This window comes from Mycoplasma anserisalpingitidis (genome assembly GCF_007858495.1).
GTDB lineage: Bacteria > Bacillota_I > Bacilli_A > Mycoplasmatales > Metamycoplasmataceae > Mycoplasmopsis > Mycoplasmopsis anserisalpingitidis_A.
In genome coordinates this window covers 855,137-866,598 of sequence record NZ_CP041663.1, presented here as the reverse complement: position 1 = coordinate 866,598, position 11,462 = coordinate 855,137, and the positions used below count along the sequence as shown (strand labels likewise).

The window sequence follows — 11,462 nt, the reverse complement described above, 5'->3', positions numbered from 1 at the left end:
ATTTTTTCAGTGTGTTTTTAAACTAAAATAAAAGTCAGGAATTATTCCTGACTATCAGAATTTTCTTCAGTATTTGTATCGTTTTCATTTGAGCTAGATTCTATTTTAAAGGAATCCAATGAAAATCCTTTTTTATCATTTGTATTTGAAGGGGTAATGAATTTTGAAGTAAAATCAAATTCAATTAAACTATTTTCTTTATTGAATAAAGTTCTATGTGGAATGAGTTTATATGAAATCTCTAAGCAATTTGTTTCAATATTTCTTACAGGTGGATAAAATTGAATATCGAATTTGTCAAGTAATTTCTCTAATTTTTCTTGATTTTCTTTATATTTTTCTTCACTAGTTCCAATAGTTTTTACTACATCAATTTTTAAATTATTGTAGCTCATAGTTTCACTATCATAACCTTTAGAAATTTCATCAACAGTTAAACCATAAATATGTGAACCATCTTTTTGGGTTACAGTTAATAAATCATAAATTTCATTAGCATAAAGAAAATCTAGGTAAAACATTTCAACTTGAATGTTATTCCCGACATTAACTTTTTCGTTGATTTTTGATAATTCTTCTTTATTAGCTTCATACACTTTTGAATAAACTGGAATATTTAATGAAACTAAATCAGAATCATTCTCATTAACGTTTAATTGCAATCTAACACTTGAATAATCTACATTGGTAGAGTTAGTGTATTTAACAGCATCTCAAAGTAAACTATTTAATGTTTGTGCTTTTTCATTTTCATAACTATCAGAAATAGCTTTTTTAAATTTTTCAACCGTTTCATAACCTTTGATATAGTTCTTTATTTTTATTTTACTTATTGAGCCCGAATGTGGATAAAATTTATAATAGTTAGAATTTTCAACTTTTTCTAATTTTTTAAATCCATCCACCTTATATAATTGCTCAAATCTTCTAATTTTACTTGATTCAAGTTTTTTATCATTATAAAGTTTTTGGTCTTCTTTGTCAATAAGTATAATCTTTAAGAATAATTCTCCAGTAAAATCATTAGCATAGCTATAAAAAGTAACATCATAATCTAAATATAATTCATTGATATTTCTTAATTTTTTAGTTACTAATGAGAAATTTTTGTCAGCAAAATCATTTATATCTTTTAACTTAAATTGATCTTCTCAATAATTTTTATATCTTAGTTCATAAAATGCTGAAACATCATTTTTGAATAATCTTGGGTATGAATCTGAAAAATCACTTGCATATTTTGTTTTTAAAATATTATCTTTAACAATGAGTTCTAATTCAGATAAATCAAAAGTTAATCCAGTTGTTTTAATTGGAACAATATTTTTATTTTTTGGACTATTTTTATCATACACAGCTTTAGTTGACAGTAAAGCAACCGATGTCCCAATTGAAATTGCTAAAATAGATCCTAAAATAATATTTTTTAGTTTTATTCTCATATTATCCTCCTATAAAAATATGTTCAATTTTTTCTTTTAATTTATCAATATTAGTTTTTTTAAGTGTTGAAACAAGAATATAATCAAACTCAAATCACTCACTTTCAATTTCTTTTATTAGCTTTAAAAGTTTAGATTTTTCACTTTGATTTAATTTATCTAGTTTAGTGAAAATAAATGTTATTGGTTTTCGCAAACTCTTAAGATAACTAATTATTTGCGCATCAATTTCAGTTATACCTCTTCGTGAATCCAAAAGAAGAAAAACATGTTTTAAATTTGTTGAATTTTCAAGATATTCTTGAATCATCAAATTCATTTTTTCATTTTCTCTTGTGCCCATCTTCGCATAACCATAACCAGGTAAATCAACAATTACTTTATTTTCATCAGCAAAATAGTTTAATAATTGAGTTCTACCAGGTGTTTTACTTACACGTGCCAAATTAGAAATGTTTGTGATGCTATTAATTAAACTACTTTTACCAACGTTTGATCGACCTCAAAAACAAATTTCAACACCAGAGTGAACTAGTCAATTTGATTTAGTCGAACTACTTTTGATAAATTTAAACATTCTTTAATTTCTCCTTATGTCTTTCAAGTGTTGAACTATAATTTATGTCTTCATAGTTGGGCATAATTAAAATTGTTTCAAGATCGCTATTTAAGGTTTTATTTCCTGCTGCAAGCTCTAGTTCATAATTAAAATCAGTATTATTTCGTGCACTTCTAATAATAAAATTGACATTTAACTCTTTAGCCATATCAGCAATAAAACCATTTTTGTTAATCAATACTTCTACATTCGATAAGCGTTTAACTTTTTCTTTTACTTCACTAAATCTTTTATCTATATCTGACTGATTACTTTTATCAGGGTTTATTGAAACTATTATAAAAATAGCATCAAAAATTTTTAATGCTTTTTTTAATATTTCCATATGACCCTTATGTCAAGGGTCGAAGGAACCTGGGTAGATTGCATACTTTTTATTCATATAATTTGACTGCATCACGAGCAATCACTAATTCTTCATTAGTTCTAATTACATAAACTGGAATTTCAGAATCAGGAGTTGAAATCAACTCAAATTCATCAATATTCCCATTGTTTTTAACTGAGTCAAGTTTAATATGTCTAAAGTTAATTTTATCAATAACTTCTTGTCTAAATTTTGGACTATTTTCACCTACACCAGCAGTAAAGACTAATGCATCAACTTTTGGTCCGATTTTATTAAAGTAAATCGATGTATAATCAACAACTTTTTGTACATAAAGTTCAAGTGCAAAAATAGCATTTTTATTGCCACTTTCAGCAGCACTTCTAACATCACGCATATCACTAGACACTCCCGAAACTCCAAGAAGACCAGATTCTTTGTTCAACATATTTGTAAATTCACTAATATTTACATTCATCTCTTTCATTAAAAATTCATGAATTGATGGATCGATATCACCACTTCTAGTACCCATCATAATCCCAGCAAGTGGTGTAAGTCCCATTGATGTATCAAAAGATTTTGAGTCTTTTACAGCACAAAGCGAAGCACCGTTACCGATGTGTAAATTAACAAAGTTTACTGTTTTTTTACCAAGAATTTCTTGGAGTTTGTCGGTAATGTATCTATGCGAAATTCCATGTGCACCATATTTTTTAATTCCGTATTTTTCACTAATTTCTCTTGGAATTGGATAAGTTGAATTCACTTTATTAATTGTTGTATGGAAAGCAGTGTCAAAATTTGCACTAGCTTTAGCATGTGGAATAACTTCATTAAAAGCCCTAATAGCTTGGATTGCTCCTGGATTGTGTAATGGAGCGTAAATTGAAACTTGGTCAATTAACTGAATTTCTTTTTCAGTTAATTTTGAAGCTTTATCAAAGTATGGACCACCTTGAACAATTCTGTATCCGATATATTCAATTTCTTTAACATCACTGATGATTTTTAGCTCATTTAACATTTCTAAAATGTGTTGAGCTGCAACATGATGGTTTGGCAGCGCTAGTTCTTTTTCATGTTTACCATTAAACTTAATTGTGATTTTACCCATTGGTAAAGTAATTCTTTCAGCAATACCTGTAGCCACTACTTCAAAATTTTCTTTATTGAAAAGTGTTAATTTAATTGAGCTACTTCCTGCATTAATTACTAAAATTTTAGACATTAATTAAACTCCTTCTGACTGTAAAACTGTGATTAAAACAGTATTTAAAACATCTTCAACTGTACTTCCTCTTGAGAGGTCATTTACTGGTTTGTTTGTACCGACCACTACCGGTCCAATTGCACCATAACCACCAAGACGTTGAACTAATTTATACCCAATATTTCCAGCACCTAAATCCGGGAAAACTAAAACATTGGCTCTTTCACTGTAAGATTCTCTAGAATATTTTGCTTTTCTAATTTCAGAAACTAAAGCCGCATCAAGTTGAATTTCACCAATAGCTTTAACCCCTTGGTAAGTGTCGTTAAATAAATCAGTTGCATTTCTGACCATAACTGTTTCATCAGTTTTGGCCGAACCATCTGTTGAAAAACTTAAAAATGCAACTCTAGGATCAAATCCCATTTGTTTAGCAAAATCAGCTGCATTAAGTCCTATTTCACTAAGTTGTTCTTGGTTTGGTTTAGGATTAACAGAAATGTCGCTAAAGATTAATGTATCTTCATCTTTATGCATAATCATAACTGAACTAATTGTCTTAATTCCTGGTTTTGGACCAATAGTTTTAAATGCCGCTCTCAAAATATCAGCAGTTGAATAATTTAATCCTCCAACAACTCCATCAATTTTCCCTTGAGCTAAAAGCATCATTGCATAAAATGGACGAGAACTAAGTGCTTTTATTGCTTGTTCTTCAGTTTCTTTACCTTTTCTTAAAACTACATAATCTTTAACCATTTGTTCAATTACATTTTTATCATTGTTCATGTTTAAAAATTGCAAATTATCAACTGGTTCGTGGTCTTTTTCAACTAGTAAAGTTACTTCAACATTTTTATATTTTTTAGCAAGTAATTTAGCCGCTTCAATACTTCTATTATCATCACCATCAATCAATACAATTTTTTTTGTTGTATTAATTTCATTTATTTTTTTGTCTAATAAATCAATAAATTTCATATTACTCCTATTGTTATTCTTTTATATTCTACTATTTTTTATTTATTTTAAAAAAGAATGGTATTTTTGGAACTTTTTTGCAGCACCACTTGAATGTTTTGAAATTAAATCAAAATAAAAAGAGTCTTATGACTCTTTATTGGTGTTTTAATTATTTTGGTTGTTTGAAACAAATTGTACTTTTAATTGTTCTTCATCACTTTGTTTGTTGATTTTAGAAAGAAGTATAAATGCTCCAACTAAATCAACAATACTAATAAAGAAACCAACTAAAAGTAAAATAAATGAAGTATTATCAATCTTATAAGATTTGACACAAACCATAATGTGAATAACAAATGATGCGATACCAACGCAAAATAAAATAAAACCAAAAATAAGTAAGAAAATTGCTGTAGAAAATAATCCAAAATCATTAGTATTTGAAGGCTTATCAGCAACTGCACTCGAAAGAGTTAAAAGAAATGAAGGTCCTAAAACTACAAAGAATATAATACATGAAAAAAGTAAAATAAATTTTAAAACAATCATTGTTACGGTAAGTTTTTTTGCTTTTTTAAGTTCTTCATTAGATTTATTTAAGTAAAAATTGTTCATAATATTCTCCAATAATTATTTTCTTAAAAATTATACTATATTAAATTTTTATACTATGATTTATTTAATAAGTCACTTATAGCTTTAGCTGCGATTGAACCATCACTAGCAGCAGTAACAATTTGACGTATTTTTTTGTCTATTATATCTCCAGCAGCAAAAATACCAGGAATTTTTGTTTGCATGTGCTCATCAGTTTTAATAAACCCATTTTCTTCAACAATACCTAAATCTTTGATAAATTCATTGCTTGCCACCATCCCTATATATGGAAATAATGATGAAACTTTAATTTCTTTTTCAACTCCATTATCAATAATGATTGCACTTTCAAGTGAATTTTGCCCATTAATTTCTTTAATAGTAGAGTTATATAAAATCTTAACATTAGATTTTGATTCTAAGTCTGTAATTAAGTGTTTTTCAGCAGTAAGATGATCAATATTTGTTATCAAAGTAACCTCTGAAGCAATATTAGATAAATAAGCAGCTTCTTCCACAGCACTATTACCACCACCTAGTATCAACGAAGGATTTTTTCCAAATAATGGGCCATCGCAAATTGCGCAATAGCTTACTCCGCGATTTTCAAATTTCTCTATATTTTTAATAAAAGTTGGAACTTTATTTTTCATACCACTTGCAATTAAGACAGTCTTTGATTTGATTATTTCTCCACTAGCCAAAACCACTTCTTTATCTAAATCTGAAATATTGTTTATTTTGACAACTTCACCATATTTGTACAATGCTCCATATTTTTTAGCATGTTCAAAAAATTTGGTTCCTAATTCTCATCCTTCAATTAATTCAGTGCCAATTCAATTTTCAACTTTTGAAGTTAACGAAACCTTTCCGCCAGGTGCACTCTTTTCAATAAAAATAACACTTAAATTTGCTCTTGAAGCATAGAGAGCTGCATTAAGTCCTGCAGGGCCAGCTCCAATAATAGCTAAATCATAAATATTTTTGTCCATAAAACCTCTCAATAAAATTATCTTTGTTAATTATACTATAAAAATATTAAAAAGTTGTTTTTTGCACGAATATTTATTAAAAAATCAACTTTTTAATAGTTTAACCTTATGATTAAAATTTACATTAAAAAATAAGTGTTTATTCCACATTTTATGAAACAAAGCACTTATTTTTTTATTTTTTATTAAAGTCAATAACTTTTGTAAACATTGAATAATCATCTTTTTCAATATGGTGTGAAATCATAATTACTGTTTTATCTAACTTAAATAACTTATTCATGATCTCATCACGATTTTTCTTATCTAGGTTGCTTAAACTTTCATCTAATATCATAATCTCTTTATCAACATAAAAGCTATTTAAAAGATTAATTCTTTGTTGTTCGCCTGTTGAATAATTCTTGTTTTCCTCAATTTGATCATTAATAAAGTTTACATTAAATAATTCTTTTAATTCTTTACTTCTATTTTGATTTTCATTTAAATCAACATTCAAGGTATTTTTACTTTCAACACTGCAGTAGTTAAATAAATTACTTAAAGAATCGTTCTTTTCGACTTTAATATCATTAACTAAAATATCACCTTCAAAATTATCATATAAGTTTAACATAAGTTTAGCTAAAGTGCTTTTCCCACATCCGCTTTTTCCAAGCAACAATACCTTATCACCCTTATTTATGGTTAAATTAAAGTTTTCAAAGACTTTTTTATCATCAAAACTTAAATTAATGTTTCTTAATTCTATTTTCTCAAATCTATCAAAACTTAAATTATTTGGTGTTTTAAAAGTTGATAAAAATTTCTTAACTTTTTTTCATAAAGAAATTAATTGGAAATACCCCCCAAAGACTTGAACAGTGAAACTTAGTCTTACAGCTAGAGAACCGAAATGAACAATTGAAAGAACTAATAACTCAATTCCAATTTTCCCACTTTTGTATAAAAAGAATGCACCGATAAATACACTTACTTCAATAACTAAATCTAATAAATTTGCAATATAACTAACAATTGTTTTATTATTTAGGTTTTTATTATAAGCTGTATAAACAGGAGTGATCTTAGTAATAAATTTATTAACAAAATATTCTTTTTTATTGCTAAAAATGATTAAATTATATGCACTTAAAAAACGATTAACTTTATTAAGAATAGTATTTTTAATCTCCGATTCTTTTTTGGTAAAAGGAGAGTAAAAACTATAAATAAACATGTCTTTAGCTATTTTAACAACTGTAACACCTAAAAAAATTAAAAGTAGTTCTCAACTTAAAAAACTATAAAGAATCATAATTCCTATCACTTCCAAAAATCCATTTAGAAACGCAGCTGGTAAAATTAACATTTGACTTATATTATGACAATCATTTTCAAGAGTATTCAATATTTTTTCTTTATCAGCATTTTTAATATCTCTTGGATGTGCCTTGGATATTTGTGCATAAACATCTTTTCTTAAGTGATAATGTCCCCTGAAAATAATTAATAAATAACATTTTTGTTGAACTATAACAAATAATAACGAAATAATACTAAATCCAGCAAATACTGCTATTCTAATAATTAGTGAATTAATATCAACATTAGAATTACCTGTAATATCTTTAAGTAAACTTGTGGTTAATCAAAAATTCACAACATTAATAAAAGAGAAAATTGGAACAATCAATACAGTAAACAAACTTAATTTTCAATTAAGAAATAAATATTTTTTAAGCTTCATTGATTTCTCCATTCTTTATATTAATTAATTGGTCAAATTTATTAATGTGTTCACTATTTAATGTATGCGAAATTATAATTATTGTTTTATTAAGACTTAATATGTATGGTAAAATTACGTCAAAATTTTCTTTGTCAATATTTGAAAAACTTTCATCAAAAAGTAATATTTCTTTATCACTCATCAATGCTTGAATAAGGGCTAAACGTTGGTTTTGACCAGTTGAAAATTCTGGATCTTTATCAACAATTTCTTCATTAATATTAACTTCCATATTAAATAATTTTAGTAATTCATGTACTTTAGGATTTTCCAAATTATTTAGTGTTAAGTTTTCATTTAAATTGGATTCAAAGAAATTCATATTTGTAGTGGCTAAAAATGAATTACTTTGAAGATTTTCTAGATTATTAACCAAATCATCATTTAATTTTATTGTTCCTGAACTAATATTTTCATAGTGACCAGTTAATAATTTCAATAATGTTGATTTACCTGAACCGCTAGCACCTGTGATTAAAACTTTTTCATTTCTTTTGATTCTTAAATTAATATTTTTTAATATTTCTTTATTATCAAGTGTTAAATTAACGTTTTTAAGTTCAAGTGATTCAAAATCAACAACTTCTTTTTTCGGATTTATTTCAGCATCAAGAATACTTTTTTCAGTTAAATTTACTTTTCCTATAACATCAATAAACACGTTTTTAGCAACCTTAATTGTTGTTAAAGCATTAACAATAGAAATTGAATAAGAGTTTAGATCAAAGAATTTAGTCATTAAAACTGAAAGTGAAGCTATGGTAATTAAAGTTGGATCAGAAACTCAAACTACCATGCTTAAGCTTAAAATGATAAATGTGTATAACAATGCAAAAGATTGTAAAACGAATATATAAATAGAATAAATGTTTGAAAGGTTGTTAATTTTTTTATAAATTTTATTTTCTAAAGAACTTGAATATGAATTAGATAATTCATTCGATCTACTATTAATTGAACTAGTAAAAAGATATTCAATATATTTTTGACTTTCAGCCATCGGAATAGTATATAAAGTTTTTTCTAGATCTGATACTTTATTTAATTTGTGTCTAAGTAAATAAATTACTAATAAATAAATCATAAATGCTGGCAAAGTATAACTTATAGTTATTGGTGAAATAATACTTGCTGCCACAATAATGGCTAAAAATGATAATATAGATTTAAGTAATGAAAACACTTGTAAAACATAATCATTAACATATTTAAATGGTGCTTGAGTTAGTATGTAAAATCAGTCATTTCTTTCATACTTAATACTTTCAGATAATTTTAAATTAGCATAACTAGTATAAATTTTCTTGCTTATAAATAAGTTGATTTTAGTAGCTAATTTATTTTGAAAAATATTATGAACAAATGAAATAATTAGTGATAAAAGCAAAAGAGATAAATAAATTAATAAGTATTTTGTACTTTCATCTATTGATGAAGTTAAATATCTTATCAAAATTCCATAAAAATATGAAACTAAAAATTCGATTGCAAAAATCAATAACAATAAGGTAAAAATTAATGTTGAAATACCTTTGAGTTTAAATAAATATTTCATTTCTTATCCCTTTCTTTTTAATTTTTTTACATAAGTCATTAAATATTGATAGTTCAAATTCTGAAATAATGCCTTTATCAACACCATCATTAAAATTATTGATTGCAAACATACTCATTAGTTCTAATTGTTCACATAGTTTTAATAACAATTTCTTATCTTTGAATAAATTGAAAACCATAAATTGAACAAGTAAAATTCCTGTAAGACCATTATAAATTGAAAATTTATTTGCAAAACTATCTGTTAATGAATTAGACAACTCAAGGATTTTACTTTTAACATTTTCATCTTTTTGAATATATTTAAAATACAATACTAAGCAAAATAAATAACCAGCAGTTCCATCTATAAAATAAGGTGAAAGATAAGAATTATTATTGTTATAATAAATTTTATTTTCAACTTTTACTATTTTTTCTTCATACTTGAGTAAAAGTTCATTTATTTTTTGTTTATCATTTTTTCAGTTAAGTTTTAACATTGCATTGAAGAATTCTAAAAACACAAAATCTTTAGTTCTTATATTGATTTCACCCATTTTAACAATTTTTTTAAAATTATATCTTGAATGATTTGCAAATTGATTGAGTTTAAATAACTTATCTTTATTTTTATAAAAGCTTATTAATCAAAAATATAGCTCATCCAAATTAAAATCAGTTCTTAATTTTGAATTAGCATTAAATGAAATTAATTCATCTTTTATTTTAGGTCAACTATCTGTTTTTTTATTTTTCAATATTTCAAAATAGCTGTTTAAATCATTATCTTTATTGAAAGTTTCTAGAAATAATAAGTAAATGCAATAATCTATTTTATTGACTTTTAATAATTTATAGAAAAATAATTTTAATCTTTGTTCAGTTAAATTTTCAAATAGATGGACTTCATTTGTAAAGTATTGATAAATAAAATTTCTCAATTCTAGATTGTTTATGTCTCAGCTTTGTTTTTTAAGTTCACAATGATCCAAATCAATAAAGTAAAGTTTATTTTCATTTCTATTTCAAATCAAATTTCTTGGAACAATATCTATAAAACTTAACTCATTGTTTTTGCTTAATAATTCTAGTAATTGTTCAAAAATTAAATAAAAATTTTTCACATGTAGATTTTTTTCTTTATTAAAATCATAAAAACAAGAAAATTCATCAACTTGATCAGAAATTTTAGTTCCATCCATAAATTCTCAAACTGTAAATAAATCATTTTCAACATTGAAGTTTTCAATATGATTTGCAAAGTTTGACTTATTAATTAATTTATTATAGAAAAGTACTTCATCATTTTTTCTTTTTGTTGATTCAACAAAATGGCTTGTAAAAGTTCCATATTTGGCGTGTTTTATAATATATTTTTCTTCATTAAAGGTTGCTAAATAAGTTAATGATGATGTTTTTTTATTTAAAATATTTACTATTTTATACTTATTGTTAAGCAAAAATTCTTGGCTATTTTCACTAACATACAAGTCAGAGACGCCTTCAGGTAAATCAAAAAATTTTCTATGGTCATCACTATTATTATTTTTTCTAAAATCACCATATCTATAATAAACAATTTCAGAATTAGGTACTTTTTTATCACTAAATATATCAAGGCCTTTGTAATTTTTAAGCATATCAGATAATTTATTCGCTAATTCTTGTTCATTATTTTCTAAATAAATTGTTATAAATTTGCAAGAATTCTCAAGACTTGTTAAATCTGAATAATTTTCCATTAACTTTTCTTTATTTTTTATAAATTTAAATGACAAATTGTTTTTAACACAAAAATCAGTGCATATTAATAACACCTCATTTACATTTTCAATATATGGAGAAATATGTAATTTAAAACCCTTATTTTTGTTTGAATTAGAGAGTGAATTTTCTAAATATGTATAATTTTCATCATCAATTAAGACATAGGCATGATTCACCATTAGTCTTATTTGATCAAAATAACTTTGACTGTAATTAGACATTATTTTC

10 protein-coding genes are annotated in these 11,462 nt (G+C 25.1%); all 10 read right to left on the bottom strand.

Annotated elements, in window-relative coordinates; translation table 4 throughout:
- Window positions 1-41: 41 nt before the first annotated feature.
- Window positions 42-1,442 (bottom strand): MAG1430 family protein, encoded by a 1,401-nt coding sequence (locus tag FOY43_RS03620; protein ID WP_146309167.1) that lies wholly within the window; start codon window positions 1,440-1,442, stop codon window positions 42-44.
- 1 nt (window position 1,443) lies between these two features.
- Complete coding sequence (gene yihA / locus FOY43_RS03615) at window positions 1,444-2,019, bottom strand: ribosome biogenesis GTP-binding protein YihA/YsxC (protein ID WP_146309166.1); 576 nt, start codon at window positions 2,017-2,019, stop codon at window positions 1,444-1,446.
- Window positions 2,012-2,443 (bottom strand): pantetheine-phosphate adenylyltransferase, encoded by a 432-nt coding sequence (coaD, locus tag FOY43_RS03610; protein ID WP_162847769.1) that lies wholly within the window; start codon window positions 2,441-2,443, stop codon window positions 2,012-2,014. The genes yihA and coaD overlap by 8 nt, the downstream gene beginning before the upstream one ends.
- On the bottom strand, window positions 2,436-3,620 hold the full coding sequence (locus FOY43_RS03605) for an acetate/propionate family kinase (RefSeq protein ID WP_146309165.1): 1,185 nt from the start codon (window positions 3,618-3,620) through the stop codon (window positions 2,436-2,438). The genes coaD and FOY43_RS03605 overlap by 8 nt, the downstream gene beginning before the upstream one ends.
- 3 nt (window positions 3,621-3,623) lie before the next feature.
- Complete coding sequence (locus tag FOY43_RS03600) at window positions 3,624-4,583, bottom strand: phosphate acetyltransferase (RefSeq protein WP_146309164.1); 960 nt, start codon at window positions 4,581-4,583, stop codon at window positions 3,624-3,626.
- A gap of 147 nt (window positions 4,584-4,730) precedes the next feature.
- Window positions 4,731-5,180 carry a hypothetical protein gene (locus tag FOY43_RS03595; protein WP_146309163.1) on the bottom strand — a complete coding sequence of 150 codons (450 nt, stop codon included), beginning with the start codon at window positions 5,178-5,180 and terminating at the stop codon, window positions 4,731-4,733.
- A 53-nt stretch (window positions 5,181-5,233) separates the two neighbouring features.
- Window positions 5,234-6,157, bottom strand: coding sequence for an NAD(P)/FAD-dependent oxidoreductase (locus FOY43_RS03590; protein WP_146309162.1), 924 nt, complete (start codon window positions 6,155-6,157; stop codon window positions 5,234-5,236).
- A 175-nt stretch (window positions 6,158-6,332) separates the two neighbouring features.
- On the bottom strand, window positions 6,333-7,886 hold the full coding sequence (locus FOY43_RS03585) for an ATP-binding cassette domain-containing protein (RefSeq protein WP_162847768.1): 1,554 nt from the start codon (window positions 7,884-7,886) through the stop codon (window positions 6,333-6,335).
- Window positions 7,876-9,483, bottom strand: a complete 1,608-nt coding sequence (locus FOY43_RS03580; protein ID WP_146309160.1) for an ATP-binding cassette domain-containing protein — start codon at window positions 9,481-9,483, stop codon at window positions 7,876-7,878. The genes FOY43_RS03585 and FOY43_RS03580 overlap by 11 nt, the downstream gene beginning before the upstream one ends.
- Window positions 9,467-11,455: a serine/threonine-protein kinase gene (locus FOY43_RS03575; RefSeq protein ID WP_146309159.1), complete on the bottom strand. Its 1,989-nt coding sequence runs from the start codon at window positions 11,453-11,455 to the stop codon at window positions 9,467-9,469. Before FOY43_RS03575 ends, FOY43_RS03580 begins: the two co-directional genes overlap by 17 nt.
- Window positions 11,456-11,462: the final 7 nt, after the last annotated feature.